We start from the raw sequence: 19,225 nt of genomic DNA on the forward strand, positions 1-19,225 counted from the left end.
CCTAGCTTCTCGCTACCAGAACGACAGTGACGGCAGTGACGACACTGCCGCCGTCAGTGGTCCGCGTGCTCGGTTCCGTTGTGGTGCTGGTGAGTGCTTTCGTTCTCGCCGTGGTCGGTTCCAGCCTCCCCGTGATCGTGATCGCGAGTGAGGCGGCCGTGGTACGTGTCGAGCGTCCGTTCGAGGAGCGCGGTCCGCGTCTCGTGGCCCTCGACGACCGGTTCGACCCACCGCGATTCGGTTCGCCAGTAGCCCATCACGTCGCCGGACGGCTCGATCACCTCCGCGTCGAGGCCCTCGACCCCCCAGTCGTCCGTGTACGCCTGGATGAACGAGACGACGACCGTCTCGATGCCGGCCGCGAGTTCGTGGCCGCGCGTGCTCTTCGTGACGTACGTCAGCCTGACGCGGCTGTCTTCGACGGCGAGCGAGTCGATGTCGACGAACCACTTCCGCAGGTTGGACTCGAACGCGGCCAGTTCGGTGTCGGCAGTACCGTCGGCTTCGTCGTCGCTACCTGCGTGTTCGTTGCCGTGGCTGTGTCCCTCGCCATGGTCGTGACTGCCGTCTGTGTGCGTGTGGCCGTGCGCCTCGTCGTGATGTGGCCCATCGTCTCCCTGCGCGGGCGTTGGCGTCGAGCCGCCGGCCCCGATGTCGTCCGACTGGCTGTTCTGCGTCCCGCCGAGGCTGCTACAGCCTGCGCTGGTCGCCGCAGCCAGCGCGAGGGTTCCGAGGAACCCACGCCGACTCCGTCGCTGGCTGGTGTCCCGCATGAATCAGGTCCTCCGTCGTGTTGCGAGCAGCGCCGCGCCGACGAGCGCGAACAGTGTGACGACGGCGGTGAACCCGGGTCCGGACGCGGCGGTCGTCTCCGACTCCGCGGTTGCAGTGTCATCCGCTGCTGTTGCCGCTGACTCGCCCTCGGTGTCCGCCGGCGTTGCAGTCCCCGTAGTGCCGCCGGATTCGCCGTTGCCGTCAGTCCCGGATTCGGCCTGCTGGTCGGTCGAAATCCAGACCGGGCTGGTCAGCGCTCGGTCGCCGTCCTCGTCGACGACGCGGAAGGCGACCCAGGCGTTCCCGTCGATGTCCACGTCAGTGCTCATGGTGTCGTTCGTCCCGTCGAGCGTGACGTTCGAGACCGTCGTGCCGTTCCGGATGACCTCGGCGTAGGCCAGTTCGTCGAGGTTCCGGACCGTTGCGGACGCCTCTACGGACGACCCGGCGGTCGTGTTCACGGTCTCGCCAGGCATCCTGTCGTCGACGGTGAACTCGACGGCGGGACCGTACGTCGCGTACGTATGTCCGTCTTTCACGGACTGGGCCCACTTCTCAGGCGTGACGGGTCCCTCAACGTATGCCCGCGTGCGGGCGGTGCCGTATTTCGCCGGGAAGCACTGCGAACAGTGGTCGTCGCTGACACCGGTCGCCGTGATCTCGTAGCCCTCGTTCCAGAGGGTGAACAGCCCCTGAACGCTGGCAGCGTCGGATTCGCCGTACGGACCGTTGTACGCCTCGATGGCGTCGACCATCGGAAGGTACTCCTCGTGTTGGCCGGGCGCACTGTCGAGGCTGACAAAGCGGTCACCCGGATGGTTGATCTGGAACACCGTTGCGTTGTGTCGGTTCCGGGACTCCTCGATGAACTCCACGAGGGTCCCGTCGGAGTCGACCATCTCCTCGCCGTGCATCGGGTAGGGGTTGAAGTGCCCGAGGTCACCGGTGGTTATCTCTTCGCTCCGGATGAACATGATGTCGCGCTCTGCGGCCTGTGACTCCATCGAGCCCCAGCCGCCGATGGCGTTGTGGTCGGAAATGAACACCGCGTCGACGCCCGCCGATTTCTGGATGGCGACGAAGTTGTCGATGGGCGTCTTGCCGTCGAAGCTGACGCTGCTGTGGGCGTGGGGATCGATGCCGACCCAGTTGCGTTCGCTGGGGTCCAGCTCCTCGGTGAACGTCGCGTTGACGCTGACTTTCTCGCCGGGCGTCACCGAGATGTTCTTCTCGACTGGTTCGGCGATGTAGCCGGTCCCGTGGTTGAACACCAGCGTGTAGTTGCCGGGCGGAAGCTGGAACGAGGCCGTGCCGGCCGGCGTCGTCCGGGTGTAGACGGTCTGGACCGCGGTGCCGCCGTCGAGCACCGTAATCCGGGCATCGGCGGGACTGACCTCGCCCTCGTCGTCTATCGTTGCGGTGACGTTGACGGGAGCCGGTCCTTCTAGCGAGTCGAAGTCGGCGGTTGTCGTTTCGCCGCCGCTGACGGTGACGGACTTGGGCTCTGATGCTGCGAACCCGCTGGCATCGGCCGTCAGCGTGTACTCACCGGCGGGGAGTTCGAGTTCGTACGTTCCGGTCTCCGACCCGACGGTGTAGGTGAACGCGCGGTCGCCCTTCGAGGCGGTGACTGTGGCCTGTGAGACGGACTCGTTGTCCGTGCTTTCGATACTGCCAGTCACCGTCCCTGTCTCGGTTCCCTGCTGCTTGTTGTAGTACTCGCTGGTCGCGCTACTTGAACCGTCCTCGCCGACAAAGAGAGCGAACTCCGCTGACCGCGTTTCGCCGGGGTCGAGACGGTGTTCGAGCCACGGGTCAATCCAGGTTGTGGAACCCGTGTACGAGGTAAAGGAGTCGTTCCCGCCCCAGACGCCGTAGCTCACGCGGTCACCAGTGAGCGCGGCCCAGGGCTGGTCGAGTGTGTCGGCACTCACTGGCGGCGAGCGCGTCTCCTCGATTCTCCCCGAACCGGGGAGCCAGGTCGACTGCCCCTCGGAACTCAGTGCTGCCCCGCTCTGGAGACGCTCGGAATCATTGACCGGAAGGCGCTGGTCGCCGCCGTTCTCCATCGTGGTGTTGATCCAGATGTGGCTGGAATTGGCCGGCAGCGTGTACGTCGTCGTGACTGAAACGTTCGGGTTCGTACTGACGTGGCCGGTCGCGGTGACGACTGCTGCGTCGTTCGGACCGGTTGCGTTCTGGCGCTCGAAGGACTCGTAGTTCGGCCACGTTCCGAAGTTGTTGAACGCGAACTCGGCGACGCCGATCTGGTCGGTCGTCAGCCCGTACGCGTTGGCGTCGTAGATACCGCCCGGCAACGTGCCGAAAGGACCGTTAGTTTCAGTGCCGATAGCGGCGGCGACTTCGCTGTTTTTCAGGACGATGGTCTCGTTCGCCGGCGTCTCGCCGCCCTTGATTTGCTCGCCGGTGACGGCGACCGGCCTGTCCGGTCGCTCGACGTGGCCCGACGAGGCCAGCCACTTCACCGTTCGGAAGAGGAACGGCCGCGTATCGGTCTGCTGGTGTTCGGCCTGCCACTCGTCGGTGAGATACGTCGTGAGCGACTTCTGGCTGCCGAAGGCGACGACGCGGCCGTTGTCACCGATGTCCCACGTCGCGGCCGCACCGACGATGCGCTCGCCGCGGGGGTACTCTTTCTCTGTCGTGGAGTAAGTGTACTCGTAGGTATCGCTGTCACCGTACAGCAACGGGGCCTGCGTCCCGTTGTCCGTGTCGGTCACGTTGAGACTGACGCCGTCGTACTCCACGGTGTCCACGTTGTTCATTATCGGATGTTGGCCCGTGTTGTGGAGCACAACTCGCCACTCGTAGTCTTCGACTGTCTTGTTGGTCGGGTCCTGAATGTTCCGGAGCCACTTGTCGCTCTCGCCGTTGAAGTGGAGCCCGTACGGGTCGGTGATGTCGTTGAGCTTGCCGGCGTGACCCTGTAGCGGTGAGGTCCAATCCCCGACGACGAACAGGCTGCCGCCGTTTCTGACGTATTCGTCGATCGCATCCTGTTCGGCCTCGCTATAGGCCGTCTGAGGGACGGGAATAACGACCACGTCGTAGTCCGACAGCCCGTTCGCGGCCGAACTGTTCCACGAGGTCAGCCCGCCGGTCGTCGACCGTTTCGTGTCGACGTCGTACCCGCGTTCGCTGAGTCGGTTTGCGAACTTCGTGAACGTCGAGCCCTGATGACTCCCGTCGATCAACACGTCGACCCCGGCCCCACTGTTGTTGAGATCGACCGAATTATCAGGCACTGGACAACTACTGTCAAGCTGACAGGTCGCCCCACCAGCTGCGGCTGTCTGTGTCGCTGTCTGGCTATTCGCCGTTACCAACTCGTTTTGCTCGCTCGGTACAGCAGCGGCACTTCCAAGGAAGCCGGTGCTGACCACCGACAGAACGAGTAGTACGCTGAGTAGTACTGGTCGTATGTGATTTCTGTCCATCACTTCCCGTACAGTATTATGACTATATAGTTAAAATTTATGATAGACGCACTATTTCCGGATACTGACTGTTGTCTGTAACGAACGACCAACTTCGCCTCGTCCCTTCGAACCGTGGCTCGGATTTCGACTCTGGGGATGGACCGACTCTTTGCTGTCCCCTGCTATCACACCGCTTGGCCAGTATAAGACGGCGTTGACGGACACACCTAATCTGTCGGCCACACATTCCGACACACCGATTGTGGTAGCGACGATGGCCCGACAGATCGTCCACAGGTCTGTCTACAGCGGTGCTTCCGTGTTACATCCGGTACGTACCAGCCTTTAAGACCCGATGGGCGGAATTTCGGAGGTATGTCACGCAAAGTCTTCTTTGATACGGACCCTGGCTGCGACGACGCGGTCATGCTGGCGATGGCGCTCGGTCACGATGCAATCGACGTTGTCGGTCTCTCGACTGTCTGCGGGAACACGACTATCGAGAACACGACGCGAAACGCCCACGCGATACTGGGCCTCGGTGGCTACGACGTTCCGGTGTCCCGGGGCTGTGGGCGTCCGCTCGTCGACGATCTCACGACCGCCGAGTGGATTCACGGCGAGAACGGGCTCCACGGCGACATCCCCGACGCCGACGGCGACACGCGGGACATCCACGGGGCCGACGCAATCGTCGAAGCCGCCCACGAGTACGGGGACGAACTGACGATCGCAGCCGTCGGTCCGCTTCCGAATCTGGCGATCGCACTGGCCAAGGAGCCCCGGTTACCCGACCTCGTCGAGGACATCTATCTCATGGGTGGGGCGGCGATGACGACCGGGAACGTGACGCCGATGGCCGAGGCCAACTTCCACAACGACCCCGCGGCGGCCAGCCGCGTCCTGCAGGACGCCAACACGCGGATGGTCGGCCTGGACGTGACCAACCGCGCCACCGTCTCCCCCGAGTTCATCGAGGAGTTCCGCACGGCCGACGGCGTCCGCGGAACCATCGCCGAGTGGCTCGACTACCGACCCGACTCCGGGACCTACCCGCTCGCCGACGCACCGGCTATCCACGACGCCGCCGTCGTCGCCGATCTCATCGACGAATCGGTACTCACCTTCGAGGAGTACCACATTGAGGTAGACACGACCGGCGGTCCCTGCCACGGGGCCGTCATCTGTGACGAGCACGGCACGACCGACAACGACCCCAACAATCGTGTCGCTGTCGACATCGACGTCGACCGATACCGGGACATCCTTGAGACGGGCCTCCAAGCCTACGCGACGCAGTAGCGACCGCTTGCTGTGTCGGTTCTGCTATTACAACGCCCTGATAACACCCGTGAAACTGTCTTCGGGGCGAAAATCCGATGAGCCGACAGCCTGAAGCCACGGAAACCAGACCACTGAGGCGCGGACTGCTCCACCGCTGCAGCACGAGTGTGTCCGAACTTGCGCTACTGTGCTATTGCCGACCGAATGCCAATATGGCACAAGTCTGTGATTCACTTTGTGCAATATTACCACACCAGCGTCTGTGTGGATTATTTGTTGTAGTTCCGTCAAATTAGCACCCAGCAAACATTTTATATAAACGTTCAATCTAATGTATGCTGTGTCACGAAGCAACAAAGAAGACCTAGAAGCCGCTTCAGCGGACCGATCGGAGAACGATACGACGAACACACCAGTCGACCGGCGGAAGTTCCTCTCGGCTACTGCTGCACTCGGCGTTGCGGGAATCGCCGGCTGTGCTTCCAGTTCCGACAACGGCACCGAGCAGACCGACGAAGCATCTACAGATGCTGAGGAGACCACGACCTCATCTGGCACGGCCGAGAGCACATCTGAACCTGCAACGGGCGAGGTGACGCTCGTCCACGACACCCACGTCCACGGCAGTTATGGCGACCTCGAAGAGGCGGCGAACATCGCTACCTACTTCGACCTGATGAATCAGATCGCGGACAACAACGACCACTCAATAAAGGTCGGATCCGGCGACGACCTGGCCACCTCTATTCTCTCCGCACAGTTCGACGGCAAACACATCGTCGACGCGTTCAATGAGGGCGGGCTGGAGTTCGACACGTTCGGGAACCACGACTTCGACAGAGGGCCGGACGTGTTGCGGGACCGCATTTCCGACAGCGAGTTCCAGTGGGTGAGCGCGAACGCCCGCAACGCACAAACGGGCGACGTGTTCGGCGCTGAACAGGGAGCGAGCCAGTACGAACTCGTTTCGGCCGGCGATGTGACTGTCGGGCTCACGGGCATAATCAACGTCGAAGCGCCGACGATCACCACCATGGGCGAGACGACGGAGGTCCCGGGCCTCGAAGCCCCGGTCGAGGAAGTCGTGACCGAAATGCGGGACGACGGCGCTGATCTTGTCGTCGTGCTGTCCCACGTGGCAAGCCCGGCCGCCGTCGAGCTCGCGGAGTCTGTCGACGGTATCGACGCCATCGTCGGCGACCACGCCGCGACGTTCTCCGAGGAGCCCCAAGTCGTGAACGACACGGTGCTTTCCTTTGTTGACGACGAGTACGACTACCTCGGCGAACTGACGCTCACTGTCGAAGACGGGGAGCGAACCGACCACAGCCTGACGGTGTACGACACCGCTGCCGCGGTTGATGAGGGCCGCGTCGAACCGCACCCAGGTGTGTTCGAAGTCGCGGAAAGCTACGAAAGCAAGCTCAGCGACGAGCTCGACGTCGTCATCGGAGAGACAACCGTCCCACTCGATGCCCGCGAGGACACTGTGCGTTCCGAGGAGTCAAACTTCGGGAATTACATCGCCGATGCGCTCCGCAGCCACGGCAACGCGGACGTCGCAATCCAGAACGGTGGGGGTATCCGGACCGACGAACTCTACCCCGAAGGGGACATCACGAGACGAATGGTCTACAGCGTCCTCCCGTTCGGGAACAACCAGGTGACCATCGAGGTCACCGGTGAAACGCTGGTCGAGGCACTGGAGCTCAGTTCGACCGGCGGGGGCGGATTCCTGCAGGTGAGCGGTATGCGCTACACATACGACCCGGACAAATCGAAGGGCGACCGCGTCACGGAGGTAACAGTCGGTGGTGAGCCACTCGACACCGAAGCGACCTACACCGTCGCAACGAACGGCTTCACCGCCACAGGCGGCGACAGCTACACGATGTTCCAGGACGCCCCGAGGATTATCGACGCGAACGAGGGCGAACTGCTGTCGGTCATCGTCGAGGACGCAATCGAGGAGGACGGGACGATTTCGCCGTCGGTCGAAGGCCGAATCAAGACAGAGTAGCTACGAACATGGATTCGCTTGGCCGACCATGATTGTCTCGCCGCTGTGTGCGGCGTGTCCTACACTGGGCCGCATCGCCGTCGTGCGCTCTCTCGGCGTCGGTCGTCTGGCATCCCAGCGCCCGCCTTCCGTGCGATGGTTGTAGCCGGGTTCCGTCGTCTCGGCGGTAGCAGATTCTCTCCCGATGTGGCACTCTGGCCCGGAGTTGCATCTCGATCGTAGCTGACAGTACACGGCCAGGCCATGTCTGGCGTGAGAACTGTCATCTCCTCGCTGTGTCCCCGAGTAGCCCCCTACGTCCCGTCTCCGAGCGTGAGCGTCGTGTCGTCGAACTCCAGAAACGCAGTCTGGTAGCCGCGATGTCGCGCGACCTGTGGCGGGGCCCCGACCGAAAGCGTCACGTCGTCACCCATCGCGATAGCAGGGAACGGGGCACCGTAATGATACCCCAGTTCGGGGTGAATGGCTGCCTTCAGTGGCTCGCGGACCTCCTCGCCGGCGTTGGCCACAGTTGCTCGGAGACCCATGAACGGGAGGGGATACTGGTTGTACGGCGTTCGAGCGGACACGGCGAGATACGGACCAGAGCTGTCGATTCCGGCCGGAGCCCTACGCAGCACCTGCACCACAAATTCCGCAGCACCACTTTCGATGATCCCGCCGTGTTCACCCGGTAGCGACGCTGCATCCGCCAGCCTTCCGTCGGGCTGCATATCCGTCTCCATCGGTTCGAGCGCCCCCGCTTGTCCCGCCTCGTCGACGAACCGCTCGCGAATGTTGTTCGTGATGTCGGTTCTGAACAGCAGGTCGAACTCGGCGTCCACCGCGTCGGTGAACCGCCCGTGATACTCCCCTAACTGCCGCGCTGAGACCGGGTCAAACGAGAGTTGCACCGTGTACTCTCCCTCCTCCGGAAACGCGACGTTGTCCCCGAAGTGTGGGCCCATCTGCTGGGACAGCATCGGCCACAGCGACTTTTCGGTCACACTGTCGCCGCTCGCGGCATCTCGAACCTCGACAGGCGGGCTACCCAGCGGGATGCGCTGGTTGTACTCCGGGTCCCACACGGTTGCCATGAGATGCAGTCCCTGCCCGTCCTCGATCTGTACGTAACTCTTCTCCTTGCCAGTTAGTATCCAGAAGTCGTGAAGCAGTGTATAGGACATCGCCACCATATACGGTCCTACCTCCGCCATACCGACCATCCGCATCCCGTCTTGATGTGCCGGGATGTGCACTAATGGCCGTTCCTGGGCAGACGCTGTCGGGAGCTCATTTCCCCGTCCCTGTTCGGTTCCCTCGGGCGTCGATTCGGTACCGCCAGGTGCAGCCTCGGACGGGGTCTCGTCCGCGGCGTCATCCCCCGTTGCACAGCCGGCGACACTCACCCCAAGTGCTACCCCGCTCGTAGCGATGAAGTCCCGGCGCGTCGGGTTTCTCCTGGGCGACATGGTATCCCTCTGCTCTCGGAAAGGATAAAAAAACCTTGTCAGGGATAGACCGTCGCCGTCGTTCGGGCGGACTGTGGGGCCGGCTGGGTCACGACGGACGGGGGAACGAGCGTTTCGAGCGGGGCGGGAGCAAGTAGTTCCCGCGTCGAACCGTCGTAACGTATTGCAGTATCCCGTTGTTGTTCTTCGTACCGACGCCGCCGACATTCGCAACGTCGTCGCCGTTCATGCCGTTCCGGGTCCGGATAAAGTCCGTTATGCCCTCCTGAAGACTGAGGAAGTGTACTCCGGTTTGGCCATCGTCTACCGTCGCGAAATCGCGCCGGAGGAGCCGTGGGTCACCGCCCTCATCTCGTGCACGCGCGAGTTTCTGTGCGTGCCCGACCACTCCCTTCTCAAATGCGTCGTCCTCGACTCGGTCAGCGACGCCAGTCTCCGCTACGAGCGACGAATCACCGAGGTTGTCGCCCACGCCCTCGACCAGGTTCTTCGCTGCGTGCGTCGCCGAGAACATCTTGGCGACGCGCTGTTCCCGGGAGTCTTGGTTGTACCACTGTTCCAGTTCCGTGTGTAGCAGTGAGAGGTGTTGCGTGGTCCCGCCCGTGAACGGCCCCTCCGCGATCGTTACGCTGTCTTCCGTCGCCTGATTCTGTCGAAACCCCGATTTGAAACCCATGAACAGCGGTGCATCTTCGGGGACCGCGCCGTCCGGAACGCCATCCACGTCGTCGTGTTCCGCCGGGAGCCCCGCACCGATAAACCCTGTCCGTCGGTCGATCAAATCGACCGTCCCGTCTATGGTTTCGGTGACTTCGCTCCCGTTTGCGGTCTCCAGCTCACCGAACAGCGCTTGCTTGGCCTCCAGCACCGCCGAAGCGCGGTCGCTTGCCAGATGAACGAGGAGATCCGGGGTATCGAACGACGGGTCCTCGAAAGGGGCCAGCGCCGCTGGCTGTGGCAGGTCGACCAACTCGGAGAGCGGTTCGTCATACCGGTCGAAGTACGCTGGGGAGTAGCCGACAGTAAACAGAAGCCCGTCAGACCCCCACCGATACGTCTCCTCTAGCTCGCGAAACGCGTTCTCCGCTTGTGTCCGGTCGCCATCATTGACCGGTCCGTCGCCAACATAGTCGGCCAGCAACAACACATGGTGCCGAGCCGGCACCGGATTCCCGTGCTCGTCGGTTCGAGAGAACTCGTTCCACGCGTGCTGTCGACTCGGTAGTTCAGCCTCCGATTCGGTGCCAGCCGGCCGGTCGGTACCGCGGTCTGTCCCTCCCGCCTCCGTTGGCTGCCCCTCCAGGTCGAGGCAGGCTGCGAGCCCTGTCGACCCTCCGAGGGCGACGGCTGCGCGGAGCGTTTCCCGGCGGGTCAGGGTCCTGTCTCCGTCTGTCATCAACTACTATCCGTTCGGACGATTCCGGCATAAGTATTCGCCTGGGACCCAACAGGACGACGCTCGGCGGCCTGTCCCCGCGAACGACGAGACGGCTCGCTACTGCGGCAGTCAAAACGGACGGAGTGCGCTTACCGGGAAAAACAGTGCCGCTATTCGTAGACGTGGACGCTCCCGGTGGTGTTGTCCTCGATGTAGTCCCAGTCGTACTCCACGCCCAGGCCGGGGCCGTCGGGGACGCTGACTGTCCCGTCGTCGTCGACGGCGTCCATCAGGTCGGAGTAGCCGCCCTCGTACACTGGCGGCTGGGTGTTCTGGCAGTCCGGGTGGACCAGCGCCATCTCGTAGTAGTTCGAGTTCCGGCAGGCGGCGATGCAGTGGCGCTGGGCGGGGCCGGGTGCGTGGAACTCCACGTCGAGGCCGTACGCTTCGGCCATGCGAGCCACCTTGATCGCACCGGTGATGCCTGCATCGTACTCGGGGTCGGCTCGGAGGAAGTCGGTTGCCTCGCTGGCGGCGAAGTCGGATTTGATTTCCAGTCCGCGGATGTGTTCAGTCTGGAGGATCGGCGTGTCGAGTTTCTGTGCCAGCTTCTTGTGGGCGTGCTGTGAGATACCGCCGTCACGGAACGGGTCCTCGTACCAGAAGAAATCCTGTTCATCGAGCGCCCGGCCCAGTTCCAGCGCGTCGGCGAACGTCTCCAGTTCGCAGGCGGGGTCGTGCATCAGGTCCATCTCGTCGCCGACCGCTTCGCCGACGGCGTGGACTGCCTCGACTTCGCGGTCGAGACTTCGGGCGTCGTCGCCGCCGCCCCAGCCGTGAATCTTGAAGCCGCCGAAGCCCTCGTCGCGGCACTCCTCGGCGAAGTCGGCGAAGGCCTCGGGCGAGTCCAGCCCGCCCGCGTCGTCGCCGTGGTACGTCGACGCGTAGGTGGGGATACGCTCGCGGTAGGTCCCCAGCAGTTCGTGAATCGGTGCGTCGTAGTACTTGCCGGCGAAGTCCCACAGCGCGATGTCGATTGGGCCGATGCCCATCCGGTCGTACTTCCGGAGCGCGCGCTTGCATTCGGACCAGTGCTTCTCGCGTTTCAGCGGGTCCTTGCCAATAAGATACTGGGCAATGATGTTGTACTGGGCGGCTGCCGGCGAGTTCCCGCCGACGTACTCGCCCGTGATTCCCTCGTCAGTGTAAATCTGTACGCCGAACAGTTTCCGCGTGGTTGTCTCGCCCGGCGCATAGACCAGATTGAAGCCGTGCTTGTCGGTCCCGACGTCATTAAGGGGGTACTCGAACTCTCGGCTTTCGATCCTCGTTATCGTTGGCGACATTTGCCGGACATACTGTGGTGGGGATATTAAAGCTACCCCGCGACAGATACGCCGTCGCTGTTTGAGTGGTCGACACAGCAGCGACCGGAACCACGGTCTCACTCAGTCCAGCGCGTCAATACGGCGAATACCGGCCTCACCCAGCCGAACCGAACAGCCGATGTACAGCGGTTCGATGACTCGGGGGTAGTCGAACGACACCGCGTGCTCGTGGAGCACCTTCGGGTCGCCGGCTTCGCCCTGCCACATATCGTGATGTGAGGGGAGCAACCGGGATAGCTGGAGCTGATTTGCGGCCTCGATAATCTCGTTTTCGTCCATGTACCACTTCGTTCTGACACCGCAGTCCGGCTCGGGCTCGTAGATAGAGCCGACGGTGCCAAACGCCAGCGCGCCCACGTCGATGTCGAACCGTTCGCCGACGTCGGCAAACGCCTCGGCAGGCCGGCTATCGCCGGCGTGGAAGAACGTCCCGGCGTCGTGCTTGATGACGTACCCCACCGGTTCGATGGCGTCGGGGTCGTTGGTGCCAGTAACGTGAACGGTGAAATCGCCGACAGCGAACTCGTCGCCGACGGTGATTTCGTTGCGCTTCTCGTCGGGCACCCGCATCTCACCGTCGTAGTCCGGAGAGTCGTACGACGCCGACGGCGCATACAGGTCCGCTCCGAGGTCCTCGACCAGCGGGCCGTACGACGGCGGGTGCATGTGGTCGATGTGTTCATGTGTGACGAGCGTGGCATCACACTGGGTCGCGTCGGCGGGGTCCATCGGTACCGGAATCATGCGGATGAGGTTCGGCGGGTCGCCAGTCCCGAAGTAGGGGTCGATGTACAGCGTCGTCGACTGCGACCGGAGTACGAAGCCGTTACAGCCGAGATACCAGATTACGACGCCACCGCCGGGGTCTGTCGCCTCTATCTCGTCGTGGACGAACCAGTCGTCCCACGTTGACTGAACCATGCGCCGAACTACGCCTGGCCGGGTCAAAAAATCTCGTACCGCATTCAGTCGAGTGTGACTGTCAACTCCGTCTCGGAGGCCTCGTAGATTGCCTTGATCGTGTTGATGTCGACGAGGCCGTGTTCACCGTCGGCGTAGGGCTCAGTGTCGGTCAGCAGACAGTGGGCGAAGTACTCGAACTCTTCTTCCATCTGATCGATCTGTTCGAAGTCGATGTCGACCGTCGTTCCCTCGTGAGAAAGCTGGAGCGCGCGGTCGTCCCAGGGATAGAAGGCCGGTTCGACGCGGACCTTGCCCTCGGTTCCGAGTACGGAGATGTGACTGTCGAGATGGGCGTTCTGGCTGGCTGTACACATCGCGTACATGTGGCCGGGGAAATCTAACTGGAACGCGCCGTGTTCGTCTGGCACGTCGGCGAACTCTTCCTGTACCGATGCGACAGTCCCCCGGACGGCCACGGGGTCGGCATCCAGCAGGAATCGGCTCGTGTTCAGCGGATAGAGGCCGATATCCATCACGGCACAGCCGCCGGAAAGCTCCCCGTCCAGCCGCCACTGGTCGGGGTCGGGGACGAGTTCGAGGATGGGCTCGGTCATATTCCCGTGGACGAACAGCGGTTCGCCGATGTACCCTTCGTCGATGAGGTCTTTCGCCCGCCGGACGGCTGGCTCGGTGTGCATCCGGTAGGCGATCATCAGCGTCGCGTCGTGCTCGTCACAGACCTCGACCATTCGCTCGGCGCGCTCGATGGTGGCCTCCATCGGCTTCTCACAGAGGATTGCCTTCCCCAGTTCTGCCGCCGTCTCGACGTAGGGGAGGTGGAGCGCGTTCGGGGTGACAATGTAGACGGCGTCGTACGCATCGCTCGCAGCCCCGTCGTGGAACTCCTCGTAGGTGATCGCGTGTTCGACTGTCTCCGAATCAGCGGCCACATCGGCCGCCTTCTCGCGGTCACTGCTGACCAGCACAGTCGTTTCACAGAGGTCCCCCGCGTCGACGGCGGGCATCGCCTGTTCGGTGGTCCACCAGCCGACGCCGATCATCGCGAACCGTACTGGATCGTTGGTCTCTGTCTGTTCCTGCCAGTCTCGACGGTCGAATCCTCCCGTGAGCGCGTCAACGTTCATGCCACTGCCATCGACTGGCTGGATATTATCTTTTGTGTTGGCACGCCCGTGTCAGCTCCCGCTGTTCCAGAGTAGCGAATGGTAGTTCGTCTGTTGAGTAAACTAGTCCCAGCAGATGACATAGATGTTTGGTATTATGGAACGATATGACAGTCTCACCCGCATATATTCTACAGCGACCCGTCGATAATCCGGGCGGAAAATACTGTTTCACGGGCCGTCTGTGGACTGTCTTCGTCTACGCTCTCCGGTTTCCGTATCGAGAATAACGACAGTACAACCGTTACGGGAACATTCCATAATACTGAACGGACTGTCGAGGGCGGAGCGCCACGGTTCGTTTGACAAGGGGGCCGCTTCGAAGCTCCGCCCCGCTCGCTGTGTTCACACGGGGTGTCTACAATGACTGCCAACGACAGAACGGCGCTGCGCCCAATCGGATACCGGTCCCGTTTCTCGCCGTATTCTGACCGGTCCGGCTAGTGGCACTTCGCGGTAGTGAAACTTGCTTCGGATGCCGGGGCGCTAATAACGAGAGTGGAACGTCTGTACGGGACAGACAGTGTCGATGCTGGGACCGTTCCACCATCGTCGGCCGGTTGGGCTACGACCATGACTTTGTACGCTCGCTCTTGCGGTGGACAAGAGCAACAGGATATTAAGAATAATACTATATAACTTTATTGTAACAGAAACTACACTCCACCGTCAGCGACGGTGGCCGCCTCGATTAGCTGTTGCGGTACACCGTCTTGATGTAGCTGAAGAACTCCAGCCCGGCGTCGCCCTGCTCGCGGTAGGTGTTCGTCGAGGAGCGCTTGAGGCCGCCGAAGGGAACGTGCAGTTCCAGTCCGGTCGTCTTCTCGTTGACCTTGACCACACCAGACTCGGAGCGCTCGATGAACTCGTTTTCCTCCTCGATTCGGTCGGTCACGATGCTGGCCGAGAGCCCGTAGTCGATGTCGTTGGCGACCTCGACACCTTCGTCGAAGTCGGAGACAGGAATCACGGCGAGCACCGGCCCGAACACCTCTTCCTGTGCGATGCGCATGTCAGGTTCGACGTCGGAGAAGACGGCCGGCGAGATGAAGTTCCCGGCGTCGTACTCGCCACCAGCGAGCTCTTCGCCGCCCGTTTCGAGGGTTGCTCCCTCCGACTGTGCGATGTCGATGTACTCCAGGCTCCCCGCGAGCTCGTCCTCACTGACGTGGGGACCCATGCCGGCCCGGTCGAGGCCGTTTCCGATCTCGAGCGACTCTGCATAGTCGACGACGGCGTCGAGGAACTCGTCGTACACGTCCTCGTGGACGATGGCCCGGGACGTGGCCGTACAGGCCTGGCCCGTCCCGCCGAAGGCCCCTGCTCCGACGATGTCGGCCGCTTTGTCCACGTCGGCGCTCGGCATGACAACGGTCGGGTTCTTCCCGCCCATCTCTGCCTGCGCGCGCTTCCCGTTGCTTGTCGCCTGTTCGTAGACGTGCTCGCCGACGGCCGCGCTGCCGGTGAACGACACTACGTCGACATCCTCGTGGGTGGTCAGTCGCTCGCCGACCTCGCTACCGGGGCCACAGACGAGATTGATAGCGCCGTCCGGAATCCCGGCCTCGTCCAGCGCCTCGACGATCATCGCGCCGACGGTCGGCGCCTGCATCGCGGGCTTGATGACGACGGTGTTGCCGACCGCAAGCGCCGGGGCGATCTTCCAGGCCGGAATCGCGATGGGGTAGTTCCACGGCGTGATAAGCGCCGCGACGCCCATCGGCTCTTTTTTCGTCTGCAGACCGGCGCGGCCGCCGCTTGGCTGTTTGACAGTGCCGCCGAAGTCGCGGGCCTTCTCCGCGTAGTAATAGAAGATATCAATCGCACGCTGTACCTCGCCCTCGGCTTCGCCGAGCGGTTTCCCCTCTTCGCGGGTCAGCGTCTCCGCAAGCTCGTCTTTCCGGGACTTCAGGATTTCACCGGTCTCACGCAGGAGCACGCCGCGCTCCGGGCCAGACATTCCGCCCCATTCGTCTGTTGCTTCCGCCGCGGCCGCGACCGCTTCGTCGGCGTCCGCCGCCGAGGCCACCGGAACCGTGCTGACGACGTCAGTCTCGTCTGCCGGGTTCGTGACGTCCTGTGTCTCTCCGCTCCCGGTCCACTCACCGCCGATATAGTTCTCATACGTCTGCGTCATACGTTTGATTCATCTCATTCCCAATACTTACGCGTTTCCCATCCTTCGCTGTGCCGCGTCGTTCGACGGTATGGAACGACCGGTGGGTCACGGGGGAATGCTGGATAACAGGCACCGTAGCCAGTGTACCCAGCGTCGCCGGTCCAACCCCGAATTCGCGATGCCCGACTCACAGCGGAACCGCAATTGAAGGCACTAAAATAGCTACCGCTGTCAAACAGCACGACAATACGATCTGTGTGTTGCCAGATCTGTCACAACGTCAGCGTGGCCGCGTTGCGGTATCTGCGTTGCTTGGAAATTACTATTCGTCGGTCCGTACCGGTCTCCCTGAGCTATTCGCATTCTGTTGCCGTGTCGCTACGACTGATCGCTGCTGCGCCTCCTCCTAGTATATAAATCCATCTCATAGTATAACATGTGTATGTATGTTATTGATCCGCTGCTGGTAGTTGCTGGACTGGCCGCCGCCCGAGCCGCTCTCCCGACATTTGATATAGCGGTATTTAATTTATAGCGATAAACAGCACCGACGAAAAAATATCAGCCAATGCGCTGTAGTACGCCCAAAGGCTCTTGAACCGGGTCGAATCTACCACACGAACGGTGCCGGTGTTACCCTCAGATTTCAGAATATGGGTAACAAGTGGACAAGTGTGAACACAAATACTGTACTACTCTCTCCAGAATTAACTATTTAGTACTACCAGATGATACTGACGCCCGTACCGAAATTAAACCCGGGCCAACTCGTCGCTGTCCACTCTTTCGAGAAGGGCGTCAACAAGTGCGCTCTTCCGGTGTGAGACCAGCAGATGGCAGTAAATGTCGTCTTCGCTGTCCGCACCACAGTTACACAGCGGGCATCCGTATGTGTGGCTCTTTGCCCCCTCGGTCGCTCGCTGCGGGATGCTGGCTTGCATATGCGGATGTAAGGGCCTTGCCGAACATAGCGGTTTCTAGGACCGCTATGTTGCTCTCAATGTGCATATAGAGACTCTCCCCGTGTCAGCCTCAGACGCGACACATCCGGCTGCTCACTCACCTCGACGAGATTGGTGTACAATGTTCGTATCCCTCTCACGCCTCAAACGAGACTGTCGTTGGTCAGACACGCCAAAACCGACGTGTTTCGACCGGTATCTACCACGAAGAATACCGATTCTTAGTCATATATCTCCTATATGTTTACTGAAATGCAAGATATATCTCTAAAAGAGCTAGTGTGCATATACTACGGCGCTACCGACCGTCGCTGAACGACGCAGCTACCGACGGCTGCCTGACGACTCACTCACCCTCGCGGAACTACCGTGCTGCGATCTCCTGTAGCCGCTGTATCCGTTCGTCTATCGGCGGGTGCGTCGATAGGAGACGTGAAAGCTCGCTGTCCGCTTCGCTGTGAACGTATAACTGTCGCAGGAGACCGGTCTCCGGCTTCGACGCCTGCTCGATTTTCGTGAGGGCTCGGGCGAGTCCAACGGGATTCCCCGTTATCTCGATCGCGCGGTCGTCGGCTGCCAACTCTCGACGCCTGGAGTAGCCGAGTATCAGCAGCGTTACCGCGAACCCGAGACCAGCAACGACCTGTAGCGCGTACTGCTGTGCCCGCCCGAGCCAGGAACGCGACCACGACGACGGGTCGCCGCGAAGCAACGCGAGCGAACGGGCGATACCGCCGGTTAGCACCACGGTGGGGAACACCACGAGGCCAGCGAGCCCGACAAACGTCTGGACGAGGCTGTACGCGACAGTCTGAACGAGCGCGTCGCGGGTCTCTAAGTGTGCGAGTTCGTGTGCCAGCAGCGCCTCGAACTCCGTCACGGATAACAGTTGGAACAGCCGCCGGTCGACGACGATGACCCCAGCGCCGCCGCCGATGGCGAACGCGTTCGGGATCGGCAGCTCCGCCAGTAGCAACGTCGGCGTCTCGACGTCCATCTGATCGACGAGCGTGTCGAGGCGGCGGTAGACCTCCGGCACACGCGCCCGCGAGAGTTCGACTGCGTCGAGAGACCGCTTGAGCCGCGCCGTAGCAGCCCAGTAGTTCACGATGCCGAAAACAATTGCCGTCCCGATAACGACCAGAGCGGCTGTCAGTGGTGACGGACGGCTGTCCCACACTGGTAGAAGCAGCGCGTACCCCACGTATGCCGCCGAGAGATAGACCAGCAACGACAACACTCCGACGACGGCCATGAGGAGCCGTCGGGTCACAGCCATGTTCGTCGGTACGCCGCTGTGCGAAAAAATCGCTTCGGTGGCGTCACCACTGTTCCGTCCTTCGAATACTGCGATGCCAGTTTCGCGGCCATCGAGGATTTGATATAGCGATATCGAATTTACTTCGGCTCCAAAAACGGAATACCTACTTCGCCGGACCGGCGACAAATCAGCGTTTCAGGCCTTGCTGCCGGTGATAGATACGAAGCAGCGCACACTGTAGCCGACACGCCTTTTTCACCGCCACACGGACCACTCAGTATGCGAACCGCACGACTTCTGACCGAGGATGGACCGCTCACCGGCGAATACGTCGATGGCGTCGTCCACGCTGACGACGGCCAGTACGTGGTCGGTCGCGATGGACGACTGCTCCCGCCGTGTGAACCGACCGCGCTGTACTGCGTCGGCCGGAACTACGCTGCGACCAACGACCAGATGGATTACGACCGGCCCGAGGAGCCTGACTTCTTCATCAAGCCGCCGACGTCACTGCTCGCCCACGAGCAGGACATCTCCTACCCGCCGTTTACTGACGAGTTGACCTACGCCGGTGAGCTTGCCGCGGTCATCGGCGAGCGGTGCCACGATATCGACCCAGCTGATGTTCCGGACGCAGTCGCGGGATACACGATCCTGAACGACGTCGACGCGCTGGACCAGCAGGGCCGAACCGCACGCAAGGCCTTCGACGGGTCCGGGCCCCTGGGGCCATGGATCGAGACTGATGTCGACCCCACCGGTATCGACATGTACACCGATATCAACGACGAGCGCCGGCAGTCTGCCAACACCAGCGAAATGCTGTTCGGTCCCCATGAAGTGGTCGCGTACCTCTCGGAGCGGTTCACGTTCCGCCCTGGCGACGTTGTTGCGTTCGGCAGTCCGGCCAACCCGGGGACGGTCGCGCCCGGTGACACAATCGAGATAACCTACGAGGGTGTCGGGACGCTCCGGAACTCGGTCGTTTCGCTATAACGGCATTAAGACGCTGGAATAGCCATATAGCGGCCTTCTTTAGCCTCTTCTCGACAGATTAGTGA

13 protein-coding genes are annotated in these 19,225 nt (G+C 61.9%); 3 read left to right on the forward strand and 10 right to left on the reverse strand.

Annotated elements, in window-relative coordinates:
- Positions 1-53 precede the first annotated feature (53 nt).
- Complete coding sequence (locus tag ACNO8S_RS00735; RefSeq protein WP_014039283.1) at positions 54-773, reverse strand: hypothetical protein; 720 nt, start codon at positions 771-773, stop codon at positions 54-56.
- A 3-nt stretch (positions 774-776) separates the two neighbouring features.
- Positions 777-4,232, reverse strand: coding sequence for a CehA/McbA family metallohydrolase (locus tag ACNO8S_RS00740; protein ID WP_420182334.1), 3,456 nt, complete (start codon positions 4,230-4,232; stop codon positions 777-779).
- Between the two features lie 357 nt (positions 4,233-4,589).
- Here ACNO8S_RS00740 and ACNO8S_RS00745 point away from each other — a divergent pair, with 357 nt between their 5' ends.
- Together ACNO8S_RS00745 and ACNO8S_RS00750 are read left to right on the forward strand one after the other, a co-directional pair.
- Positions 4,590-5,516 (forward strand): nucleoside hydrolase, encoded by a 927-nt coding sequence (locus tag ACNO8S_RS00745; protein WP_044951612.1) that lies wholly within the window; start codon positions 4,590-4,592, stop codon positions 5,514-5,516.
- Between the two features lie 313 nt (positions 5,517-5,829).
- Positions 5,830-7,518 carry a bifunctional metallophosphatase/5'-nucleotidase gene (locus ACNO8S_RS00750; RefSeq protein ID WP_014039286.1) on the forward strand — a complete coding sequence of 563 codons (1,689 nt, stop codon included), beginning with the start codon at positions 5,830-5,832 and terminating at the stop codon, positions 7,516-7,518.
- Positions 7,519-7,811: 293 nt separating this feature from the next.
- Here ACNO8S_RS00750 and ACNO8S_RS00755 read toward each other — a convergent pair whose 3' ends face one another.
- The 8 genes from ACNO8S_RS00755 to ACNO8S_RS00790 form a co-directional block, all read right to left on the reverse strand.
- Positions 7,812-8,969, reverse strand: a complete 1,158-nt coding sequence (locus ACNO8S_RS00755; RefSeq protein ID WP_420182335.1) for an iron transporter — start codon at positions 8,967-8,969, stop codon at positions 7,812-7,814.
- Positions 8,970-9,057: 88 nt separating this feature from the next.
- A complete protein-coding gene (locus ACNO8S_RS00760) occupies positions 9,058-10,365 on the reverse strand; it encodes a DUF7405 family protein (protein ID WP_420182336.1) in 1,308 nt (435 codons plus the stop codon).
- Between the two features lie 152 nt (positions 10,366-10,517).
- Positions 10,518-11,693 carry a mandelate racemase family protein gene (locus ACNO8S_RS00765; RefSeq protein ID WP_420182337.1) on the reverse strand — a complete coding sequence of 392 codons (1,176 nt, stop codon included), beginning with the start codon at positions 11,691-11,693 and terminating at the stop codon, positions 10,518-10,520.
- A 102-nt stretch (positions 11,694-11,795) separates the two neighbouring features.
- On the reverse strand, positions 11,796-12,656 hold the full coding sequence (locus tag ACNO8S_RS00770; RefSeq protein WP_420182338.1) for an MBL fold metallo-hydrolase: 861 nt from the start codon (positions 12,654-12,656) through the stop codon (positions 11,796-11,798).
- A 44-nt stretch (positions 12,657-12,700) separates the two neighbouring features.
- Positions 12,701-13,783, reverse strand: coding sequence for a D-xylose 1-dehydrogenase Gfo6 (gfo6, locus tag ACNO8S_RS00775; protein ID WP_420182339.1), 1,083 nt, complete (start codon positions 13,781-13,783; stop codon positions 12,701-12,703).
- Between the two features lie 730 nt (positions 13,784-14,513).
- A complete protein-coding gene (locus tag ACNO8S_RS00780; protein WP_014039292.1) occupies positions 14,514-15,959 on the reverse strand; it encodes an aldehyde dehydrogenase family protein in 1,446 nt (481 codons plus the stop codon).
- A 734-nt stretch (positions 15,960-16,693) separates the two neighbouring features.
- Entirely contained in the window at positions 16,694-16,882 is a 189-nt protein-coding gene (locus ACNO8S_RS00785; RefSeq protein ID WP_014039293.1) for a hypothetical protein, read from the reverse strand.
- 385 nt (positions 16,883-17,267) lie between these two features.
- The gene (locus ACNO8S_RS00790; RefSeq protein WP_225306737.1) at positions 17,268-18,182 is read right to left on the reverse strand and encodes a M48 family metallopeptidase; all 915 of its coding nucleotides are present in this window, start codon (positions 18,180-18,182) and stop codon (positions 17,268-17,270) included.
- Between the two features lie 261 nt (positions 18,183-18,443).
- Here ACNO8S_RS00790 and ACNO8S_RS00795 point away from each other — a divergent pair, with 261 nt between their 5' ends.
- Positions 18,444-19,160, forward strand: a complete 717-nt coding sequence (locus ACNO8S_RS00795) for a fumarylacetoacetate hydrolase family protein (protein ID WP_151144645.1) — start codon at positions 18,444-18,446, stop codon at positions 19,158-19,160.
- Positions 19,161-19,225 lie beyond the last annotated feature (65 nt).

This window comes from Haloarcula sp. KBTZ06, from assembly GCF_048595605.1.
GTDB lineage: Archaea > Halobacteriota > Halobacteria > Halobacteriales > Haloarculaceae > Haloarcula > Haloarcula hispanica.